This is a genomic window from Devosia sp. YIM 151766, assembly GCF_030285925.1.
Classification (GTDB): domain Bacteria; phylum Pseudomonadota; class Alphaproteobacteria; order Rhizobiales; family Devosiaceae; genus Devosia.
Window position 1 is genome coordinate 1,240,069 of record NZ_CP127251.1, and the last position, 20,066, is coordinate 1,260,134.

The 20,066-nt window shown below is 62.9% G+C and carries 20 protein-coding genes and 3 tRNA genes; 3 read left to right on the forward strand and 20 right to left on the reverse strand.

Features of this window, described 5'->3' with window-relative positions; genetic code table 11:
- Positions 1–35: 35 nt before the first annotated feature.
- The 17 genes from O9Z70_RS05920 to O9Z70_RS06005 form a co-directional block, all read right to left on the reverse strand.
- Positions 36–1,385: an ABC transporter substrate-binding protein gene (locus tag O9Z70_RS05920; protein ID WP_286021551.1), complete on the reverse strand. Its 1,350-nt coding sequence runs from the start codon at positions 1,383–1,385 to the stop codon at positions 36–38.
- A 45-nt stretch (positions 1,386–1,430) separates the two neighbouring features.
- Complete coding sequence (locus O9Z70_RS05925; protein WP_286021552.1) at positions 1,431–2,486, reverse strand: ABC transporter ATP-binding protein; 1,056 nt, start codon at positions 2,484–2,486, stop codon at positions 1,431–1,433.
- A 92-nt stretch (positions 2,487–2,578) separates the two neighbouring features.
- On the reverse strand, positions 2,579–4,000 hold the full coding sequence (locus O9Z70_RS05930; RefSeq protein WP_286021553.1) for an L-fucose/L-arabinose isomerase family protein: 1,422 nt from the start codon (positions 3,998–4,000) through the stop codon (positions 2,579–2,581).
- 7 nt (positions 4,001–4,007) lie between these two features.
- Positions 4,008–4,757 carry a GntR family transcriptional regulator gene (locus tag O9Z70_RS05935; RefSeq protein ID WP_286021554.1) on the reverse strand — a complete coding sequence of 250 codons (750 nt, stop codon included), beginning with the start codon at positions 4,755–4,757 and terminating at the stop codon, positions 4,008–4,010.
- A 30-nt stretch (positions 4,758–4,787) separates the two neighbouring features.
- On the reverse strand, positions 4,788–6,278 hold the full coding sequence (locus O9Z70_RS05940) for an aldehyde dehydrogenase family protein (RefSeq protein WP_286021555.1): 1,491 nt from the start codon (positions 6,276–6,278) through the stop codon (positions 4,788–4,790).
- Positions 6,275–7,195 (reverse strand): tagatose 1,6-diphosphate aldolase, encoded by a 921-nt coding sequence (locus O9Z70_RS05945; protein WP_286021556.1) that lies wholly within the window; start codon positions 7,193–7,195, stop codon positions 6,275–6,277. Before O9Z70_RS05945 ends, O9Z70_RS05940 begins: the two co-directional genes overlap by 4 nt.
- Positions 7,192–8,223: a dihydroxyacetone kinase subunit DhaK gene (locus O9Z70_RS05950; protein ID WP_286021557.1), complete on the reverse strand. Its 1,032-nt coding sequence runs from the start codon at positions 8,221–8,223 to the stop codon at positions 7,192–7,194. The genes O9Z70_RS05945 and O9Z70_RS05950 overlap by 4 nt, the downstream gene beginning before the upstream one ends.
- Positions 8,220–8,771 (reverse strand): DAK2 domain-containing protein, encoded by a 552-nt coding sequence (locus O9Z70_RS05955; protein WP_286021558.1) that lies wholly within the window; start codon positions 8,769–8,771, stop codon positions 8,220–8,222. The genes O9Z70_RS05950 and O9Z70_RS05955 overlap by 4 nt, the downstream gene beginning before the upstream one ends.
- Positions 8,768–9,607, reverse strand: a complete 840-nt coding sequence (locus O9Z70_RS05960) for a sugar phosphate isomerase/epimerase family protein (protein WP_286021559.1) — start codon at positions 9,605–9,607, stop codon at positions 8,768–8,770. The genes O9Z70_RS05955 and O9Z70_RS05960 overlap by 4 nt, the downstream gene beginning before the upstream one ends.
- Before the next feature lie 55 nt (positions 9,608–9,662).
- A complete protein-coding gene (locus O9Z70_RS05965; RefSeq protein WP_286021560.1) occupies positions 9,663–11,321 on the reverse strand; it encodes an AMP-binding protein in 1,659 nt (552 codons plus the stop codon).
- Positions 11,322–11,708, reverse strand: coding sequence for a Zn-ribbon domain-containing OB-fold protein (locus tag O9Z70_RS05970; protein WP_286021561.1), 387 nt, complete (start codon positions 11,706–11,708; stop codon positions 11,322–11,324). It lies immediately after the preceding gene.
- On the reverse strand, positions 11,705–12,865 hold the full coding sequence (locus tag O9Z70_RS05975) for a thiolase family protein (protein ID WP_286021562.1): 1,161 nt from the start codon (positions 12,863–12,865) through the stop codon (positions 11,705–11,707). Before O9Z70_RS05975 ends, O9Z70_RS05970 begins: the two co-directional genes overlap by 4 nt.
- On the reverse strand, positions 12,850–14,022 hold the full coding sequence (locus O9Z70_RS05980; RefSeq protein WP_286021563.1) for an MFS transporter: 1,173 nt from the start codon (positions 14,020–14,022) through the stop codon (positions 12,850–12,852). The genes O9Z70_RS05975 and O9Z70_RS05980 overlap by 16 nt, the downstream gene beginning before the upstream one ends.
- 648 nt (positions 14,023–14,670) lie before the next feature.
- A tRNA-Glu gene (locus tag O9Z70_RS05990) sits at positions 14,671–14,745 on the reverse strand.
- Positions 14,746–14,797: 52 nt separating this feature from the next.
- Positions 14,798–14,872: transfer RNA gene (locus O9Z70_RS05995), tRNA-Glu, on the reverse strand.
- Positions 14,873–15,032: 160 nt separating this feature from the next.
- On the reverse strand, positions 15,033–15,509 hold the full coding sequence (locus tag O9Z70_RS06000) for a YcbK family protein (RefSeq protein ID WP_286021564.1): 477 nt from the start codon (positions 15,507–15,509) through the stop codon (positions 15,033–15,035).
- Between the two features lie 471 nt (positions 15,510–15,980).
- Complete coding sequence (locus O9Z70_RS06005) at positions 15,981–16,397, reverse strand: VOC family protein (RefSeq protein ID WP_286021565.1); 417 nt, start codon at positions 16,395–16,397, stop codon at positions 15,981–15,983.
- A gap of 184 nt (positions 16,398–16,581) precedes the next feature.
- Between O9Z70_RS06005 and O9Z70_RS06010 the strand changes: the two genes are divergently transcribed.
- Positions 16,582–17,202, forward strand: a complete 621-nt coding sequence (locus O9Z70_RS06010) for a cold-shock protein (protein WP_286021566.1) — start codon at positions 16,582–16,584, stop codon at positions 17,200–17,202.
- A complete protein-coding gene (locus O9Z70_RS06015; RefSeq protein WP_286021567.1) occupies positions 17,183–17,725 on the forward strand; it encodes a DUF192 domain-containing protein in 543 nt (180 codons plus the stop codon). The genes O9Z70_RS06010 and O9Z70_RS06015 overlap by 20 nt, the downstream gene beginning before the upstream one ends.
- Before the next feature lies 1 nt (position 17,726).
- Here the strand turns inward: O9Z70_RS06015 and trhA are convergent, their stop codons facing one another.
- Positions 17,727–18,413, reverse strand: coding sequence for a PAQR family membrane homeostasis protein TrhA (gene trhA, locus O9Z70_RS06020; RefSeq protein ID WP_353057816.1), 687 nt, complete (start codon positions 18,411–18,413; stop codon positions 17,727–17,729).
- A gap of 165 nt (positions 18,414–18,578) precedes the next feature.
- Between trhA and O9Z70_RS06025 the strand changes: the two genes are divergently transcribed.
- Complete coding sequence (locus O9Z70_RS06025; protein ID WP_286021568.1) at positions 18,579–18,992, forward strand: ArsR/SmtB family transcription factor; 414 nt, start codon at positions 18,579–18,581, stop codon at positions 18,990–18,992.
- 26 nt (positions 18,993–19,018) lie between these two features.
- Here O9Z70_RS06025 and O9Z70_RS06030 read toward each other — a convergent pair whose 3' ends face one another.
- Entirely contained in the window at positions 19,019–19,717 is a 699-nt protein-coding gene (locus tag O9Z70_RS06030) for an HAD-IA family hydrolase (RefSeq protein ID WP_286021569.1), read from the reverse strand.
- Positions 19,718–19,934: 217 nt separating this feature from the next.
- Positions 19,935–20,011, reverse strand: a tRNA-Arg gene (locus O9Z70_RS06035).
- Positions 20,012–20,066 lie beyond the last annotated feature (55 nt).

Below are 20,066 nucleotides of genomic sequence, written 5' to 3' on the forward strand. Positions count from 1 at the left end.
GGGCCCGGCGATTGCCGGGCCACCCGATGGACAACCTACTTGCTCAGGTTTTCCGCAGCGCGGGCAACGATGGCTTCAATCGAGTCGGTGCTGCGGCGCTCGATATATTCAAGCCAGGTGGCTTCGATGACGTCGACCAGTGTGGCGTTGGTGTCGGGCGCGATATTGGCGTCCAGTTCCTCGCCGGTGACGCCAGTGTGGCCCGGAGAGGCCGCCGCCAGCGCCGCCGCGTCTTCGTCGCTCAGCAGCCACGGATCAATACCTGCCGGCATGCCGGTGATCTGCAGCTTGGTGACTTGAGCCGGGACCGTGGTCATGTAGTCCGCCAGCACCAAGGCCGCTGCCGGATTGGGGGCATTGGCCGGAATGGCGATGTAGTTCTTGTTCTTGATCATGTTCCCTTCGGGGAAAATAAACTCCTGCGCCCCCTCGGGATAGGTGCCCTGTGCCAGACCGGTGGCCACGGCATAAAGACCGAACTTGCAGTTGAAGTTTATCTCGCCGTTGAGGAACAAGCCATCAAGAGCAGCTTGATCCTCCGGATAGCGCGGCGAACCACTCTGCCCGCCCAGCAGCAGCGGTTCAATAGCCTTGAGATATTCCAGGCCCGGAGTAATCAGGCGAGCCAGTTCCGCTGCACCAAGCTCATCGAGGGATTGCTGGAATGGAGTTGCGCCGGTACCATCGGGGTTGTGTGCGTAGATGGCCTGCTGGACGAAGGTGTTGCCGATATAGTGAGGCGGCTTGACGTAAATGAACTTGCCCGGATTTGCCGTCAGATAGGTCTGCAATTCCTCGAAGGTGTGCGGCACCTGCTCGGCAGCCACGCGATCAGTATTGACTGCGCAGACATATTGCTCGCCCGACCACGGCATCTCGGCTCCATCCGTGAGCACACCGAAGTCGCGTAGATTGAGAAGTGAGCGGGGATCCTCGGGATTCCACTCGATGTTCTTGGCATTGGGCAGCAGTGGCGCAAAGGCGCCAAACAGGGCGTCCTGCCTCTTCAGCGTGGAGAAGTTCTCGCCGTTCAGCCAGATGGCGTCGACGCTGCCTTCGCCAATAGTCTTACCGGCACCCAGTTCGGCAAGAACGAGATCCACGGCGTCCTTAGTGCCGGTGATGCGCACCGGATTAAGGGTGACACCCAACTCGGCCATGGCCGGGGTAACGATGCTGTCCATCCAGACGTTGAGCGGGTCGTTGCCACCATAGTAGTAGAGGTTGACCTTGCCCTCAGTCTTGGCGCGGGTGGAGACGGCGTTCCAGTCAACTGTGCCAGCGATGAAGCTGTCACGGAACTCGGCGGCCGACTGATCCTGGGCCTGCACAGCCCCGACGGCCAGCAGCGCAGCGATTGAAACACCTAGGACTAGTTTATGCATTTTGGTTTTCCTCCTCGTGAAAAACTTGAAATCTCGTTCGCCCGGCTAGCGGGCGATCGTCCACACTCGTTCCGGCTGGACCGAGAGAACAACTGACTGACCGACGTCCAGCAGCCGCCGCGACTGTTCGGCGACGGCAATTTCAGCGCCACCAACTGCCACCACGTACTGCACCGAAGCCCCAAAGAACTCGCGCGCCGTAATCTGACCGCTGATGGGGTTTCGAATGTCCTTGGGCGCTTCGCTCTGAGGGAACAGATCAATTCCCTCACTGCGCAGCATCACATGCACCGCAGCACCCACAGTCAGACCGGGTTGCGGCGCGATGGCGATGTTACCGAACGATGTCTCGGCGCGATCAGCGGCGGTGAGCTTGGCTGAATAGATATTGCTGGCGCCCATGAAATCGGCGACATCGGTGGAACTGGGCTGCTGATACAGCTCCTGCGGCGGCCCGTATTGCGCCAGACGCCCATTAAAAATGACCGCGACACGGTCCGCCAGTTCCATTGCCTCCACCTGGTCGTGGGTCACAAAGATGGTGGTGATGCCGAGACGCTGCTGCAGCTCGCGGATGAAGCGACGCATCTCGCCGCGCAGCTTGGTGTCGAGGTTCGCCAGCGGCTCATCCATCATCAGCACGGACGGCTTGGTGATCAGGGTGCGGGCGATGGCGACGCGCTGCATCTGCCCGCCCGAGAGCTGGGCCGGGAAACGCTTGCGGAACTGGGTGAGCTGAACGACCTCAAGAATCTCTTCGAGGCGCTCGTTGATTTCCTTGCGCGGCAGCTTGCGCACATCCAGGCCGAAAGTGACGTTGCGCTCGACCGTCATGTGGGGAAACAGCGCGTAGCGTTGGAACACCATGCCAACATTGCGCTTCTGCACGGCAACATCGGACACGTCCCTGCCGTCGAACAGAACCTCGCCTGCGCTGGGCGTCTCGAGTCCGGCAATCATGCGGAGCGTCGTGGTCTTGCCACAGCCCGACGGCCCCAGCAGAGCCACCAACTCACCGGATTGGATGTCGAGGTCAATGGTTTCGATTGCCGTGAAGCCGCCGAACTGTTTGCGAATCGCCTTGAGCCGAACTTCGGTCACGCGCGCCCTCCAATAACGACGAATTGGTTGCATCCAATTCGATAGTACAAATTAATGCTGAAGGTTTGACCCTGTCAACTCAAAACGCAGATTTAGAGGTTGGGTCGAGCGAAACTGCCGCCACGCGGGACAATCTCCAGCGGGGCGAGATTGGCCCAGCTGGCGAATTCGTTCAGTGTCTGCTGCCAGTGGCCCGGGATCAGGATGAAGTGATGCTCGACACCGTGACCGAGCACCGCGCCGACAATGTCGCCGGCACTGCGCGACTGTCCATCCGCGACAAAATTGGCGACCCAGCCGCGGCAGCCGGAGAAGCCCGATTCAGGTGCGGCGACCACCTGGGCTTCAAAGGCAAACTGGCTGGAGCCGCTGCCCCCCACCCGCAGGATAGTCACCGGGCCGGGCGCAAAACGATAGTCCGCAATGGCGCCGAATACGGGCCCCTCAGCCGAGCCGCGACCCATCATGGGATGATTGATCCAGCGCGCCGGGCCGTCGGCCAGATAGAGCGGCCCGCCACCGCCATGCCACATCAGTATCCGGTCCTCGGCCAGTTGCGGCGAAGTCATGTCAAGCAGGCACCCCACCTTGCCGGTCAGCGTCTTGGCGACCAGTTGCGTCACCGCGCCCATGACATCGCCTTCGGAAGCAACGGGCATCCGGTCTCGCTCCTCCAGCCAGCTGAATGCCGCACCCGGATAAAAGCCGGGATCCTGTTGCAGCGCTGGCCAGTCCGACACGGCCAGGGCATCATAATCACCAGAGGCCGCTAGGCTGCGCAGCGCCAGAACCATGCGGGCGCTCAGCGCCATGTGCTCGTCTGACACGCCATCGACCGCCGCCGCCGTCGCCATCGCAGCGCATTCCTCGGCGACCGCATCGTCGGCGAATGCGGCCATCGCCCGGGTCAGCAGATGCATGTCGATCTGCTCTACTTCCACGCCGAGCCGGCTGAACAATTCGTCCTCGCGCACGGCCATGTTGTAGAAGGTAGGCGCCAGCCCGCCGACGACACCAATTCGTGCGCCGCGCAGCGCTTTGCGCATGGTCAGCGCACGAATAGTCTCGCGCAATTCCGCCACCAGGGCAGGGCTGTCAGGCGCGCCGAAATACCACCGCACAGGATGGCGTTCGACATCGCGCACGCCGCGCGCAATCGACATGCTCATATTGAGCGACACGAAATTGTTGAGCTGGATATCGCCTTCATGCACCGGTTCGGGGGTCGCCCAGAAGCCCAGGGGCATGTCGTAGGCCGCTAGCGCGCGCGCCACGTCGCCCATGGTGAAACCGCCATGCAGCAGCAGCACGAAATCGGCCCCTTCGGCCTGCAAATATGCCATCGTGTCCCGAGCCTGCCGGGCATCCATGGGAACCGTCGGCGCCACCACCAAGCGCGCATTCTCGGCCCTTGCCAGCTGCTCCAACCCCGCCACAGCCTGATCGTATACGCCATGCTGATCCGGGAAATAGGTAGGCAGCGACGCTGTGATCAGGCCGATGGTGAAGGTCATTCTATACTTATCCTGCCGTTTGACCGGCGGAGCGATTGGGCGCCGCCTTGTCGAGATTGTAGGTGATCGGCGACTGCCGATAGACTTGGTCGTAAAAGACCGGCTTTTGTTGCTCATCAAAGGCCGTGCAGGCCTGTGACAGAATGGGGGTGTTGGGCTGTACGGCCAGCAGTTCGGCCACTTCAGCATCGGCAATGAGCGAGCTGATAACCTCGCAGGCCCGCGACCACTGCATTTTGAAGCGGCGCACCAAAATGCGCAGAATGGACTGATCCTGACCGCTTTCGGGAAGGTCGGCGGCGTTGATGCCGGCAACCAGATGGCTCGGCACCCAGGTGCGCACCAGCATCACCGGCTTGCCATCCACGGTACGCAGGCGGCGGATGAGCGTGACGTCGCCGTCAAACAAGGCTGCAACATCGGGCGGCAGCATTTTGGCTGGCGCTTCGATGCCCAGCAATTTTGCTCCCGGCATCCGCCCTTCGCGGATCACCTGATCGGTGAAGGAGACCAGGCAGGTCGTGGAGGGCGGCGACAGCGTCGAGACCACATAGCCGCTACCCTGCCGGGCCGTGACATAGCCGGTCTGCACCAGCATATCGAGCGCCTTGCGCACGGTCACCCGGCTGACGTCGAACGCCTTGGCCAGCGCATCTTCGGTCGGCAATCGCGTGCCGACCGAATACATGCCAGCTTCCAGCCGGTTCAACACCTCGTCATGCACGGCCTGGTATTTGGGTAGAGCTTTGCTGTCCATCCGATCACCCGTTCAATAGAAACAAATTGATTAGATCAAATCAGATTCCTTGATCCCGAGCCAGACGCTCTTGGTTTGCGAATAGAGCGCGATGGCTTCCTGTCCCATTTCGCGGCCATAGCCGCTTTGCTTCATGCCCCCGAAGGGGGAGGCCGCATCGGTGTCGCCCCAGGTGTTGATCCAGATGGTGCCGGCCTGCAGCCGCGCGGCCATGCGATGAGCGCGCGACAGATCATTGGTCCACAGGCCCGCCGCCAGACCGAATTCGGTGGCATTGGCACGGGCCAGCACTTCGCTCTCGTCCTCGAAGGACAGCACCGCCAGCACCGGTCCAAAAATCTCTTCGCGGGCGACCGCCATCGCATCGCTGACACCATCGAGAATGGTCGGCGCCACGAAGTAGCCCGGCTGATCGAGACGGTGTCCACCGGCCACACGCCGGGCGCCTTCTGCCTCTCCCTGGGCCACGTAGGACAACACCTTATCCATCTGCGGCTGCGAAATAATCGGCCCCAGATCATGCGCTGCACGAGCCATGCCCGGCCCGACCGAAAGCGCATTGGCGCGTTGGATCAGTCCGGCGAGCACCTGTTCGCGGATCGAGGCATGCACGAAAAGCCGCGCGCCTGCGGTGCAGGACTGACCGTTATTGCCGAACAGCGCCCAGAATGCGCCGTCGGTTGCGCTCGCCAGGTCGGCGTCGGGGAAGATGATATTGGCCGCTTTGCCGCCCAGTTCCAGCGAGACCTTTTTGAGGTTGCCGGTGGAGGCCGCGACGATGCGACGGCCGGTTTCGGTCGAGCCGGTGAAACCGATTTTGTCGACGCCCTTGTGCGCCGCCAGCGCCGCACCGGCGGTTCCCCCGAGGCCGGGCACCACATTGAGCACGCCAGGCGGAAAGCCGATCTCCAGTGCCAGATCGGCTAGATACAACGCACTGAGCGGGGTCTGTTCGGCGGGCTTGAGCACGATGGTATTGCCGGCCGCCAGCGCGGGCGCCAGCTTCCAGGCAACCATCAGCGTAGGGTAGTTCCATGGCGTGATCAGGCCGCAAACGCCGACCGGCTCGACGCTGGTATAGTTGAAGCGTCCCGGCTCCGATACTGGAATGGTGCGCCCCTCGATCTTGCTAGCCCAGCCGGCGAAATAGCGGAAATGGCGGGCCGAATAGACGGCGTCGACATCGCGCGCCTTGTAAAAGGGCTTGCCATTGTCGAGTGCGTCGAGCTGGCCGAAGATGTCTTTCCTTGCCTCGATGGCGTCGGCCAGACGCCAGAGCAGCACGCCGCGGTCATGGCCGGACATGGTGCCCCACGGCCCCGACAGGGCCTGGCGGGCTGCGGCAACAGCCATATCGACATGGGCAGCATCAGCGCTGGCGACCCGTGCGATTTCCGCCTCGGTGGACGGATTGATGACCGCGATGGTCTCGGGCGCAGCCACGCGCTGGCCATCGATTCGCAGGCCCTGAACCGCATTCAGGAAATCGGCTACTTCAGGCAGGAATTCGATCATGCTCATGCGATGGCCTCGGCCATGCGCGCCAGACGCTCACGCCCCGTGGTCAGCATCCAGCGTTCCATCTCCCCGGCGCCTCCGGCTCCAAAAATGCCGACGGCATCGCTCCACAATGCCCGGCCGCACATGAAGCCGGCGGCAGTGCCCGAGGCAGCCTTGCAGAAGGACAGCCCGTCGATGAAGCGCTCGAAGGTCACCCCGGCACTCAGATAGAGGTAGGGCATATCGCCGGCGGCAGTGGCCACATCGACCACTGCTGCCTCGGCCTCGCTCCGGCTCAACACCGGCGCGCCAAAGCCTTCGACAAAATCCAGCGTGACCGGGATTTCGATCTTGAGGATATCGATCTTGTAGCTGGGGTCGACAAAATCCTCGACCGCGCGGCGCACCAGCGTCGGCTTCAGCCGAGCGAACTCAGTCGAATTGCCATCGGCAATAGCGCGATCATAAACGATCGGCTCGAACAGGAAGGTCGTGCCATGCGCCCGGCAGCGCTCGCCGATCGAGCGCACCAGATCGAATTTACGCTGGTTCAGCTCGGCTGGGTCATTGGGACCATAATATAGAAAGAACTTCAGTACCGGCGCGCCCAGCTGCGGAAACTGCTCGATCTGCAGATCGTCGGGCAGCCGCGTGATGCGGTCTTCGTCGGCGATATGATAGACGTCGGCCTCGAAGGCCAGCATCGGAATGCAGGATTTCGCCATCTTGCCGATCAGCCCGGGGCCATGGCTGGAATCGACCAGCAGGGTCGTCGCCAGCGGGCTGACGGTTTCCACCACGATGCGCTTGAAGACATGCAGGTCGTCATCGCGGGCAGCGGCCCCGCGCGCCGCCGCAATGGCGGCAGCAAGGCCGCTGCCCTGGTCGACAGCCACGCCGCGAATGAGTTCGTGCGCAGAAAAGGGAGCGGGGATCACGACACTGCCTCCTGGGTCAGAAGTGAGATTTTTGGGAAGGCAGGGCTGTCCGATGGCGCGCACCAATAGTCCAGCATCTGCTGGGTGGGCTCCAGCAGGGAGATCGAGAAGCCGCCCATTTCCTGGGTGGTGACAAAGCTGCCAATCATCGGCGCAATGGCAGTAATGCCGCGCCGCGACAGGGCCAGGCGGGTTTCCCGCCAGATGGTCAGCAACTCCATCATGGTGGTGCCCCCCATGCCGTTGATGATGACCGCGGCCCGCCCACCTGTGGCGATCGGGCGATCCAGCAGCAGTTTTTCAACGATGACTTCAACGAGCTTGTCGACCGGACCGTGCGGCATGCGGCCGGCGCCGGGCTCGCCATGCACGCCCATGCCGATAAAGATCTCGCCCTCGGGCAGGCTGAACATCGGCTTGCCGGTCAGCGGCGAGACGCCCGGCGAAATAGCGGCCGAGAGGCTGACCGTGCGGTCGCGCACGTTTTCGCCCAAGGCGATCAGACCATCGAGGTCCAGCCCCAGTTCGGCCGCGGCGCCAAGGATCTTGTAAATGAACATGGTGCCGGGGGCGCCACGGCGATCCTGCCGCCGCTCGGGGGGCGCCGAGGCGACATCGTCATACATTAACAACGCCTTGGCGTTGAGCTTTTCATCCTCCGCCAGCATGATGGCGGCGCGGCCATTGATGACGTCGCCGGAATGCTGGGAAATCAGCAGCAGCGTGCCGGCCGCCCCATTCACTTCGCGGATGCCATCGAGAATGAGATCGGCAGACGGCGCGGCAAACACATCGCCCACCACATTTGCGTCGAGCAGCCCCTGCCCAACAAAGCCCATGGCTATGGGCTCATGGCCGGAGCCATTGCCGATCAGCACAGTGACCTTCTGATCCGGATTCTTACGTGCCGTGCTGCGCACGACGATGCGGGGATCGTTCTGGCCGCGCATGACCTGGGGATAGGCCGTGACGAAGCCATCCACCATGTCGTCGACCATGGTCTCCTGTGAGTTGAAGAGCTTGGTCATTGATTTTCCTGAATTTCACGAAGAACTTCGAACAAGATTACGATGGACGTGGCGCCCGGATCCTGATGGCCGAGCCCCTTGTTCTCGACATATTGGGCACGACCGCGCCGGGCCTCCAGCGCCTGCGTGGCAAGGCAACCCCTTGCGGCAGCAGCGACTGCGTCGGTGAGGTTGCCGCCAGCGCCAAGCGCCGCCACGGCAGGGGCGAGGGCGTCGACCATGCTCTTGTCGCCCAATGTCACCTGACCGAGCTCACGAATTCGGGTTTCTGCCAGCTGCAATTCAGTCGCCAGATCGGCGCCATCGCCCAGATGGCGCTCAATCGCCACCAGGACGAGACCAAACAGCGTGCCGGCTGCACCGCCGGAGGCCCTCATGAACGCTTTTGCGCCCAGTCCCGGCGCGGCAGCGGCCGCCCTGGTGAGGCCCCGCAGCATGGTGGTGCCGTGATCGCCATCACCCAGCGCGGCATCCAGCGCGTTCAACTCGTCCTTGCGCGTTCCGATGACGGCCAGCAGCCGGGAAAAATAGTCCTGGGTCACACTCATTGGGCAAAAGTCCTTCGCATGAACGACAGCGTGGCCCGTGCGGCCTCGGTGGGATCGGATTCGATGTTGCGCCAGATGTTCACATCGGCGCTGGCCGCATGGCCGGCAGTGACGAACATTTCGGCCACCACCCAGCCGCGATAGCCGATCTGCTTCAGCGCCTGAGCATCGGCGGCAAAATCATGCTGGCCGGAGCCCGGCACGCCACGGTCGTTTTCCGAAATGTGGAAATGCACCAGCGCCGAGCCGGTCGCAGCGATGGCCTGCGGCGGCGATTTTTCTTCGATGTTCATGTGAAAGGTGTCGAGCAGCACGCCGATATGGGGGCTTCCCGTGTCCAGGGCGATGGCCCGCGTTTCGGCAGCCGTATTGGTCAGGTCGGATTCGAAGCGGTTCAGCGCCTCGATGCCCAGCACCACACCCTCATCGCGCAGCACCGGATCAAGCCGCGCCAGCGTTTCGGCGGCGCGCCTGGCGCGGTCAGCCTTTTCCAACGGCTCGAAATAGCCCCAGGGACTGGCTACGACGCCGGACAGATTGCGCGCGCCCATGGCCGCAGCGGTCCAGATTGCCGCTACAAGCGCCGTTTCCGCGGCCTTCCGCTGCGCGGCGTCAGCCGCGCCCGGATCTTCGCCGCGCCCCAGGCCGGTGGAGCAGGTCAGGCTCAGGCCGAGGTCGCGCGCCAAGGCAGCATGCGCCGCTGCATCCTCTGGCCGGACCCCGAGCAGGGACAGTTCCACCCCATCAAAACCAAGCTCGGCCGCCTGGCGCATGATAGGGGCAGGATCATCGCTCCAGGCGCGCTGCCAAAGGCCGGCGTGGATGCCGAACTTCATGGCGTCCTCCCTCACAAATTGATGCATACATATTAGTATGTACTAATTGGATGCGTCAATGCTCTTGGTCGGCGATTTCGGCCAATCGGAGCGCTTTGCGGTTGATCTTTCCCGACGATGTCATGGCAAAGCCCTCGACATAGGCGATCTCGCGCGGTGCCTTGTAGGGGGCCAGGCGACTCTTCACATGCTCGCGCAATTGTTCGGTCAGCGCATCGGAAGGGGTGAAGCCCTTTGCCAGCTGCACGAAGGCCTTAACCACGCTGCCGCGATCCTTGTCGGGCTTGCCGATCACCGCCGCCTCGGCAATTGCCGGATGGGCGATCAGGCATTCCTCGATTTCGGCTGGTCCGATTCGGAAGCCGGAGGATTTGATTAGATCGTCGCTGCGGCCCTTGTACCAGAAATAGCCATCTTCATCGCGCACGGCCAGATCATAGGTCCGCATCCAGTCGCCCAGCCGCAGTTCGGCTTCCTTCTCGGCATTGTTGAGGTAGCCAAGATAGCGCGTCGGGGCCTCCATGCGCGTGACGATTTCGCCTTCGCAGCCACGCTCGACTTCGACACCGTTTTCGTCAACCAGCCGTACATCGTGCCCCGGATAGGCCACTCCCATCGAGCCCGGCCGGCGCGGATAGAGCGCTGCGCAATTGCCGATCAGATGATTGACCTCGGTCATGCCGTAAAATTCATTGCAGACCGCGCCCAGTTCGCGCTCGACCCAGGTCAGCGTTTCAGCAGCGAGAGCCTCGCCACCGGTGCAAATCACCCGCAGGGACAGATCATATTGCCCGCGCGGATTGTCCACGTCGGCCAGCCGCTTGATGGCGGTCGGCGGCAGGAAAGTGTGGGTGACCTTGTGGCGCGCCATAAATCCATAGGCCCACTCGGCCTTGAAGCGCGCTTCCGATGTCACCACCGGGCGCCCCGCCAGCCAGGCCGGGAACAACATATCCAGCAGCCCGCCCACCCAGGCCCAGTCGGAGGGCGAATAGAACACCGCATCCCCGTCATCGAGCGTGAGGTTGAAGAAGAGGTTGATCGAGGGACGATAGGCTGCCAGCACGCGATGGCCATGCAGGATGCCTTTGGGCATGCCGGTAGAGCCCGAGGTGTACATCAGCAGGGCAGGGTCGTCGGCGCCGGTCAGTTCGGGAACAAAATCGCTCGGTGGCGCGGCCGCGAGAATGTCCGCGAGATCGGCTTCCGGCCCCGTCGAGCCGGCCACCAGCACCTGCCTGAGATGGGGGAAGCGCTGCGTCGCCTCATGGCGAAGAGGCGCCCAGGCCTGTTCGATGGTCAACAGGCAAGAGGCTTCGCTGTGATTGAGGGCGTGGGCCAATGCATCCGGTCCATAGAGCTGCGACAGCGTCACGGCGGTGCCGCCGATCTTGCAGATGGCCATATGCGCGATGGCGGTCTCGGGGCGGTTTCCAGTATGCAGGCCAACCAGGCTGCCGCGCCCCAGACCCAGCCCCCGCAAATACGCGGCCAGTGCGGTGGAATATTGGTCGATCTGGTCAAAAGTCCAGCGGGCGACGCCATCGTCCTGCTCGAATATCATGGCGATGCGCGGCCCATTGCCGGCGGCAATCTGCGCCCCCACGGTCATGGCATAGATGTTGGCATCGTCGGGGATGGTGATGGTCAGACCCGAAGCGTTACGCTCCAGGCCGATTTTCGCCAGTTCGTCTGCGTTCATATGGTCCAGCATTCAATGTCCTTTCCCGGCATCAGGCGTATCCGCGCCGAGCCACAAGCCAATGAGTTCGTCACGCGGCGCGATCAGCCGCCCGGTCGGCGCGCCGCCTGGAATGGCATGCAGCCGCACTACTGTTTGCGTGCCGGCTCCAGTAAACTGAGCCAGTCCAAATGCCCGCTCGCTCCCGGCAGTGCGGTGGAGGATGCGGGCTTCGCCCGACAGTTGCTGCCAGGCAAAGTCGGGGCGCTGGCAGGTCGGGCAGATGACCCGGGGCGGAAACGCCGTAAACCCGCAATGCCGGCAGGCGCTCGCAAGGGCGCGCCCCTCCGCCACCGCCGCCGCGTAGGGCGCTAACTCACCAAATTGGATCGTGTATTGCAGCGTCAGCGCGCGTTTCATGGGGCCCCCAGAATGGTTACGGCGCAAAGTGTGGCGATGCCGCCATGGGTATCGACCAGGCCATGACGCGGCGTGCGCGATGGCTGCCGCCCCCAATAGCGCCCTTCGAGCTGGCGCGCGGTGCTTAGAATTTGGGCCACGCCGGTGGCCCCGACCGGGGCGCCTTGCCCCAGCAGCCCGCCCGACAGATTGACCGGCAGGCCGCCATCAACACGGAAGCGCCCATCGCGCTCATCGCGCACGACGTCCTGGCTGAGACCAAGCGCCTGCAATGCCTGCAACTGCGCGCCGGAATAGCTGTCATAGACCTCGGCAATGTCGATATTTTCGAGCGCAACGCCGGCCTGGGCGCTGGCACGAGATGCGGCCAACGGCTTGGCGCCGAAATGGCCGGCATCGATGCGCTCGCCCAGCCGCACCCGGTCGTTGGCCGCGCCCATGCCGAGTATTCTGGCGCGCTCCCGCCCGCCCGTCGGCAGGTCCCCGCCTCTTGCCAGAATGATGCAGGCGGCGCCGTCGCTGAGGGGGGAGCAATCGAGCCGGTGGTAAGGTGCGGCAATCATCGGCGAGGACAGGACATCATCGATGGTGATGTCCAGCGGCAGATGGGCCAGGGCATTATGCCGGGCGTTGTCACGATTGCGTACCGCGATTGTTGCAAGATCGCGGCTGGTTGCACCGGTGCGCGCATTGAATGCCAGGATAGAGAGCGCATAGAGCGCGGTGGGTTCAATGCCGGTCATGCCATCGGTCCAGGCATCGAAGGAAAGCCCGTACAGCATGGAAACGTCGCGCGTCGGCAGAGTGGAGGCCAGCGTCTCGACGCCTAGAACGGCAACACGCCGAGCCGCACCGGAAAGGACCTGCATTGCCCCAGCCTGCACCGCCAGTTGGCCTGAAGCGCCGCCGCCCTCCACGCGCATTGCGTGCTTGCCGAACAAGGCCAGTTCATCGGCCAGCACGCTGGCAGGGTTGAGTTGCAGGCCGAAGAAGTCGCTTTCGGTGGCAACAACCAGCGCATCGATGTCCTGATGCTGCAAATTGGCATCGGCGAGCGCACCAGAAAAGGCATCCCTGGCCCAGTCGCGCCATGACGAGCCATCCTTGCGCCGATTGAACGGCGTCATCGCGCCGCCAGCCACTATGATCGGGTCCATAAGGCGCCCCCCCGAGGTGTAAACTGCAAAATCAGTGCCCCACCAAAGGCCGCGGCGTTCACCGCCAGCAGCGTAATGATGAGCCCGTCATAACCCGTGCCCTGCCACAGCCACCCACCCAGCGCCGGTCCTGCGGCCATCATCAGCAAACCAATCATGGCGATGGTACCAATGGCCTGGCCCAGAGTGTCGCTCGGCCACACCGTGGCCGCCACCAGCGGACGCAGCACGGTATGGACCCCATACAGTCCCCCTTGCAGAAGCAAGGCGAGCAGCACGCCGGCCCAATGGGCCTGCAGCGCAAGCAGCAAGAGCGGCGGCAATAGAAACAGCACGAACAGCACGCTGGCGGCGGCCTTGGTGTTATCGACCGGCGCATAGCGCCGCCACAGCAAACGCCCCGCAATCTGGGCAGGCCCCAGCACTGTGGGCAGATAGAGCGCCCAGCCATTGCCGCTATCGAGCCGCAGCAATGCCAGCGGCAGCAAGAACAGCAAGGCGGCGTGGCTGAACATGGTCAGTCCGAACGGAAGAGCCACCAGCGCCGTTTCGATCACCCCGGGCACCGATACGCCACTGCGTGGGGAGGGGGCTGTTGTCGACCGCCCCATGCCCAGATCAGGATTGGCAACCACCCCTAGCAGCGCAATCGCCGCGAAGCTGAGAGCCACCGCCTGCCAGGGCCAAACTGCAGAGAGCAGCATGACCATTGGAAAGGTCAACAATGTGGCCAGCCCCGCGATCAGCGTGACTTTGGTGATGGCGGGGCTGGCGGCGATCTGGGGCGTGCGCAGCAGGATCGCAAAACAGGGATCATAAAGAGTAGCCGCCATCGCCATGCCCATCGCGGCGATCACAATGGGGAGCAGGGCCAGTGGCACAATCTGCATGGCGACCAGCAGCAGCGCACCCACGACGCCACCCCAACGCATCAGCGCCACACCGTGGCCGCGATCAACCAGACGCCCTGCAAGCGGGGTCAGCCCGGCCCAGACGAGCACCGCGATGGTAATGGCGGGGGACAACAAACCAATATCGGCGCCACCCTCAACCAGATGCGGGAGCAGGGCCGGGAGCAGATAATAGAAGGCGGACCAAAATAGCAGTTGAGCAACGCCATGGCGGGCTACCGCATCGCTCTCCAGTCGCCATCCCATCGCCAGGCATCCTAAAAATGATGCCTACTTATTGATTGTAACAAATATGGGAGTCAAGCCCAAATCACCTGACCTTCGGGCCGTTGCATCTCCGAACTGAATAACTGGCGTCCCCTCATTCGGGAAGCGCGGCATCGGTAGCGCAAATTATGCCGCCGGGGACGCAAGCGGGCGTGGATGACGTGGCCGCGATAGAGGCCCGACCGGGCATCAGAACGCCGTCTCCATGGCGGGCCGGCTGGCGATGCGATCTGACTGCCGGGGGACGGACCACGGCCGCGCCACCCCGCCCCGCGCCTCTGCAACGGCGAGACCCGATTGCAGGCATCCCGTGGAAGCCGTAGCCGAAATAGCTGCCGCAGAACCCGGTGTTGCGGTTGGCATTGAGCCGCCAGAGCTGTTGCTGGGCCTTGAGCGCCGCCCTGGACAGGCGCTGATGCGGCGAGAGGCCAGAGGGTGCTTTCGCCAGCAGGCGCCTGCAGCGTTGCTCCTGTGAGCGGACATTCCATTGGCTGCTTGGCACCGGAATCAGTCGAGGGGCCTCTAGATAATCGCCAACAGACGCTGTTGCTCGCGACTGTTCATCACAGGATATTACACTGATATTTGATCGGCAGGAGGGGACTTGAGCTAAGTCCTTGTTTTTGCTGGTACGCCCAAGGGGAATCGAACCCCTGTTCCCGCCGTGAGAGGGCGGTGTCCTGACCGCTAGACGATGGGCGCACATACCACACTGAAACACTACCGACCGCCTACTTCAGAAGCAGGGGGAGGGTGGTACGCCCTAGGGGAATCGAACCCCTCTCTGCACCGTGAAAGGGTGCCGTCCTAACCGATAGACGAAGGGCGCATCAGCGCGATAAGGGTCGTATAGTGGGGTGTGCCCGATTGTGCAACCCCTCTGCATTGATCCTGTGGGGAAATTTGTGCGCCTGGAACAGCATGCAGCGGCTGGGCCCGGTTTTCCGCGTGAACGGCCGGGCGGCTCCGGCGCCTGGTGCATCGCCGTTTTAGCAGCCCTCGAAGGTCACCGGGGTTTTCCGGCCGCGCGGCCGGTCGCGCACATCCACATGGATGAAATTGCGCCCCGGATAGCAGCCCAGTCCGCCGACGCTGTCGGTGCGCATGGCGAAGGCGATCAGTTCCTGCTTGGACACGCCGGGAATGTAGAAATCGGCCGCCATGCACTTGGTATGATAGGAATTGTCCGCGCCGCCTGCCGCCGAATTGTGGAAGGCGTTGCGATAGCCCGAATTCATCACGATGCGCTTGCCGAAATGCCCTTCGAATTCCCAGATGACGAAGCGCAGCTTGGGTGAGATGCACAGCGCGTTGACATTGCTGGAGCTGACATAGGTGCCCCAGTCCTGCCGCATCCCCGCATAGCCCGGTCCACTGCCGCTGGCGAACATGGCCATGGGCAGGCATCCCGCCAGCACGATGGCGGTCAGCGCAATGGCGGCGATGGAGCGAAGCAGACGAGGCATAGGACCTTCCCGAGGCCGCTGTCACGAAAACGCAACAGACAATGGGCATTGGGTTCGGTCGCTAAAATTAGAGCCTTTTCGCTAACCCGCCGCTAAGCAGCACGGTTAGCGGCAGGTTAACCGAGCGGGTGACGAGTGATGAGATCGGTAACACCACGGCCGCGCCCCCATGGTTCGACAAGCTCACCATGAGGTCTATGAGAGTTCCCGACGTCCCAGTGGCGGACGGCGAAGGGATTCTAGCGGCTCCTTCGCCCCCTCCCCCTTGAGGGGAGGGCCGGGGAGGGGGTGCTGCGGTTCCTACACGTCCGGAGCCCGCCCTCGCTCCGCTACCCCCACCCTCATTCTTGCTCCCAAGAGGGAGGGACGCGCAGGGCCGAGCCTCCCAACCTCTCGCAGACCTCATCCTGAGCTTGTCGAAGGACGAGGTCGGCCAAACACCGACCCCCTCACTACGAGCCCCCAGACCCCCTACCAGCTTCCCGTATTCGGCATCGACGCCCAGGGTTCCTGCGGGGCGAGGTGGCCGTCCTGGATCAGTTCCACCGAAATCCCGTCCGGCGAGCGCACGAAAGCCATGTGGCCATCGCGCGGTGGGCGGTTGATGACCACGCCCATATCCTGCAAGTGCTGGCAAAGCGCGTAGATATCTTGCACCCGATAGGCCAGATGGCCGAAATTACGGCCGCCCGTATAGGTTTCGGGGTCCCAATTAAAGGTCAGCTCGACCTCGCCGCCCTCATCGCCCGGCGCGCGCAGGAAGATCAGCGTGAAGCGCCCCTTCTCGTTCTCGGTGCGACGCACCTCTTCCAGGCCCAGCCCCTCGCAATAGAATCGGAGGCTCTCCTCGACATTGGTCACGCGCACCATGGTGTGCAGGTATTTCATGGCAATCCTCCTTGGGTGAAATCGGCTCTGGCCTAACAATACTGGCGCATTGTCGCAATGGCCGCATCGGCCTGTCGACAAAATCGCAAGACCTTCTTAACTTTTGGCATTGAATCGGCCAGAGTGATTTGGTCTTGTGTGGAGTACCCGTTGCGGCGGGCGTGTAAAAAAAGGCATTGGGGATATGGGGGCCAAGGTCAACGGCGAGGACGGAAACTCCGTCGACCTGTCCGAGACAGGCGAGGGCAGGCGCGATAGCGGCGCGTCGGTTGGCCAGCAGCCGTCAGCGGACGTCATCGAAATTGCCGGCGCCATCAAATGGTTCGATGCCGGCAAGGGCTTCGGCTTCATCGTGCCGGACAATGGCATGGCCGATGTGCTGCTGCACGTCACCTGCCTGCGGCGCGACGGTTACCAGACCGCTTATGAAGGCGCGCGCATCGTGGTCGAGGCGCTGAATCGCCCCGGCGGTCTCCAGGCTTTCCGCATCGTCTCCATGGACGAAACCACGGCGCGCCATCCCGCGCAGATGCCGGCGCCCCGCACCCATGTGGTGGTCGAGCCGACCTCGGGCATGGTCCGGCTCGAAGTGAAGTGGTTCAACCGCATCCGCGGCTTCGGTTTCCTCTCCGCCGGCGACGGTACGCCCGACATTTTCGTTCACATGGAAACGCTGCGCCGCTTCGGCATCACCGAATTGCGCCCCGGCCAATTCGTGCTGGTGCGCTATGGAAATGGTCCGAAGGGTCTCATGGTCGCCGAAATTCGTCCGGAGAATTGGGGCGATGCCCCGTCCTCGCACTGATTTTGGCAAGAAAGGCCATTGGGCCGTGCTCAACGCTAACGATCCGCTAACCAATGCGCTGCATCTGCGCAATTTTGCGCGTGCTTCGGCTCTGTCCCTGGCCATTGTCGGTGCCGCCGCGACCCTGGCCGGATGCAGTGACGAAACCCGCCTGATCATCCATGGCGGCGGCGGCGAGCATGTCTTCAATGTCGAGGTCGTCGATACGCCGGAGAGCCGCGCCCGGGGCCTGATGTATGTTCAGGAATTGGCGCCGGACGCTGGAATGTTGTTTGATTTCAAGGGGGAGCAGCGGGTTTCCTTCTGGATGCGCAACACCTTCATCCCGCTCGACATGATCTTTATCGCCGCCGATGGCACGGTGAGGAACATCCACGTCAATGCCCGCCCGCACGACACCACCTCCATCCCCTCCGAGGGTCCGGTGCAATATGTGCTGGAAATCCCCGGCGGGCGTTCCGTCGAGCTCAACCTGTCGGCTGGCGACATCGTCGAACACGCAAGAATCAAGGCAAATCAATAGCTTAAAGCCGGGCGACGACCATGCAATCGATCACCGCCCACAGATGCAGGCTGGCTCCGGCCACCACGAAAACGTGCCATAACGCGTTCTGGAAGCGCAATTTTTCCCACAGATGGAAGATGATCCCGGCCGAATAGGTGATGCCGCCGGCCAGCAGCAGCCACAATGTCGAAGCCGGCAAGGCCTGGCCAAGTGATTGAAAAACCAGCACGCCGCTCCAGCCGATGGCCAGATAGAGCAGGATGGCGATGCGCCCGAAACGCTCCGGCACGATCAGCTTGAGCGCCACGCCCACCAGGGACGCGCCCCAGACCAGACTCATCATGATCACCCCGGCCGGCGTGCCGCCCAGCACTGCGAGGAAAGGCGTGTAAGATCCTGCAATGAAAAGGAAAATCGCCGCTTGATCCAGCCGCGCCAGGAAGCGTTTAATGGGTGTGGCCGGCGATATGTTGTAGGCCAGCGACACGCCGAGAACCACCACCAGCGTCGAAACATAGATCAAAAGCGCGGGGAAGGCCTCGGGCGCCGTATGCAGCAGCGCCAGGACCAGCAGGATCGACCCGGCGGCAATGGCCACGACCAGGCCGAGAATATGCACCGCCGTATCGGCGATCTTCTCGGCAAGCGAATAGGCCCGGCGCTCATCGAGACGCGGATATTTGACAATGGTTTCGTTGGACATCATGGCTCTCCATGCCACCATCCTGTGGCCTGGATGTGACGGGAACCTTGCCGGAACGTGACATTCGCCGCGCATCGCAAAGCCCGGGCCAATATTGGTGGTGAACAAGTGCTTGCCGCGTCGCCGGCGGCCTTGACCTGTAACGCCGCCGTTACTTTAACCGTCGTCATGAACCGCAAGCCCAAGCCCCCTGTCGCGCTCTATTCCGCCCTGGCGGACGCAACGCGTTGTCGCATCATGGAGATTCTGGTCGGCGGCCCCATGCCGGTCCATCGTCTGGCGGAGGCGTTCTCGATCAGCCGCCCGGCCATTTCCCGTCATCTGCGGGTTCTCAAGCAGGCGGGCCTGGTGGCGGAGGTCAAGCAAGGCCGGGAAAATCTCTATGCTTTCCGGCCGCGGAAACTCGTCAACGCCGTTCGCTGGATCGAGAACGTTTCCGTGTCCGAGCCCAAGCCGGATATCGCGGCGGCGCCGATTGTCCTGGCTCTCCCCGCTATCGAGCCCGCCGCCACCGGCAAGTCGCCACGGCCTCACCGGCCCATAAAAGCCGAATCGGTCACGCAGATGGGGTTCGATTTCTAGAGCAGCGCGTTCAGAACGCGCGCCGCTTAGAGCAGCGGCGCGGGCAGGGGGTCTATCAGCGACAATCCCCTGTCATCCATGTCGAGGCTTGTGCACACGGCCCGCTCGAAATCGACGGCGTTCCACATGATCTGCGCCGGAGAGACGCGCGCTTCCACCGCGCCGAGGGCCGCCCGCGCCCCCAATGCGAAGGGCCGAATGGCCCGGCCGATCTGCACCGATGCCGCCTGCGCCGCCGCGATATCCTTGCGCTGGTCGCCGATATACCAGATCACATCGGTGCCGCGTAGCTCGCGGCCCAGGCCCTGCAGCGCGGCGAGGATGGAATCGGGCCATGGCTTGCCGCGCGAGACGTCCTCGCGAAAGATTGCCGCGCTGAAATATTTCTTGAGATCGAAGGCTTCGAGCACGTCGTGGCCATAGCCGCGACCCAGCCCGTTGCTGACCACGCCGAGCGCCACGCCCTCGCCGCGCAGCCGTTCCAGCACGCCGCGCATCGTTTCGCAGGGCTCCAGCATATCCTCGATGGATTTGCGGCGGACCTTATGGATCGCCTTGTGCACCAGCAATTTCGGCGCACGCTCCACGGCGCGGCTGCGCCGCATCAGCCGAAACCGCGCCGCCAGCCTTCCACCCCGGTGCGAACAATCGTCCAGGAATTCCAGCATTTGCAGCACGCGCGGATTGACGTGGTGCACCAATGTCCCATCGAGATCGAAGAGCACGATGGTGGGTCGGGTCGCGTTTTCAGCCAGTGGATCAATCCCCGTTTGTGGCGGCAAAATGGCCTAATTCGCCGGTGCGGGCAAGTCTTTAAGGTTAATGAAAGCCGTGCATTGGGGCAAAAGCCCCGCCCGTCAGGGCTTTCGGGCCGCCGCGCCACCGACGAATCGGAACCGGCGGCGAATCCGTCCACAGCCATAATCGATTCTCGGAAAGGCTTGGCGATCCCGGCAGGATTCGAACCTGCGACCAACAGCTTAGAAGGCTGCTGCTCTATCCAGCTGAGCTACGGGACCGCAATCACGCTCTCCTTTACAGCATTTTTCTGTGAAAGCGACACCTGCCACATGC

What these genes read in the sequence shown, in the direction of transcription:
- O9Z70_RS05975 (WP_286021562.1), bottom strand. Translation starts at nt 12,865, where the DNA reads ATGGACCCGATCATAGTGGCTGGCGGCGCGATGACGCCGTTCAATCGG.
- O9Z70_RS06005 (WP_286021565.1), bottom strand. Translation starts at nt 16,397, where the DNA reads ATGAAATACCTGCACACCATGGTGCGCGTGACCAATGTCGAGGAGAGC.
- O9Z70_RS05940 (WP_286021555.1), bottom strand. Translation starts at nt 6,278, where the DNA reads ATGAGCATGATCGAATTCCTGCCTGAAGTAGCCGATTTCCTGAATGCG.
- O9Z70_RS05955 (WP_286021558.1), bottom strand. Translation starts at nt 8,771, where the DNA reads ATGAGTGTGACCCAGGACTATTTTTCCCGGCTGCTGGCCGTCATCGGA.
- trhA (WP_353057816.1), bottom strand. Translation starts at nt 18,413, where the DNA reads ATGATGTCCAACGAAACCATTGTCAAATATCCGCGTCTCGATGAGCGC.
- O9Z70_RS05960 (WP_286021559.1), bottom strand. Translation starts at nt 9,607, where the DNA reads ATGAAGTTCGGCATCCACGCCGGCCTTTGGCAGCGCGCCTGGAGCGAT.
- O9Z70_RS05920 (WP_286021551.1), bottom strand. Translation starts at nt 1,385, where the DNA reads ATGCATAAACTAGTCCTAGGTGTTTCAATCGCTGCGCTGCTGGCCGTC.
- O9Z70_RS06015 (WP_286021567.1), top strand. Translation starts at nt 17,183, where the DNA reads ATGCCCCGTCCTCGCACTGATTTTGGCAAGAAAGGCCATTGGGCCGTG.
- O9Z70_RS05950 (WP_286021557.1), bottom strand. Translation starts at nt 8,223, where the DNA reads ATGACCAAGCTCTTCAACTCACAGGAGACCATGGTCGACGACATGGTG.
- O9Z70_RS05970 (WP_286021561.1), bottom strand. Translation starts at nt 11,708, where the DNA reads ATGAAACGCGCGCTGACGCTGCAATACACGATCCAATTTGGTGAGTTA.
- O9Z70_RS05930 (WP_286021553.1), bottom strand. Translation starts at nt 4,000, where the DNA reads ATGACCTTCACCATCGGCCTGATCACAGCGTCGCTGCCTACCTATTTC.
- O9Z70_RS06010 (WP_286021566.1), top strand. Translation starts at nt 16,582, where the DNA reads ATGGGGGCCAAGGTCAACGGCGAGGACGGAAACTCCGTCGACCTGTCC.
- O9Z70_RS05935 (WP_286021554.1), bottom strand. Translation starts at nt 4,757, where the DNA reads ATGGACAGCAAAGCTCTACCCAAATACCAGGCCGTGCATGACGAGGTG.
- O9Z70_RS05980 (WP_286021563.1), bottom strand. Translation starts at nt 14,022, where the DNA reads ATGGGATGGCGACTGGAGAGCGATGCGGTAGCCCGCCATGGCGTTGCT.
- O9Z70_RS05965 (WP_286021560.1), bottom strand. Translation starts at nt 11,321, where the DNA reads ATGCTGGACCATATGAACGCAGACGAACTGGCGAAAATCGGCCTGGAG.
- O9Z70_RS06025 (WP_286021568.1), top strand. Translation starts at nt 18,579, where the DNA reads ATGAACCGCAAGCCCAAGCCCCCTGTCGCGCTCTATTCCGCCCTGGCG.
- O9Z70_RS06000 (WP_286021564.1), bottom strand. Translation starts at nt 15,509, where the DNA reads ATGCCTCGTCTGCTTCGCTCCATCGCCGCCATTGCGCTGACCGCCATC.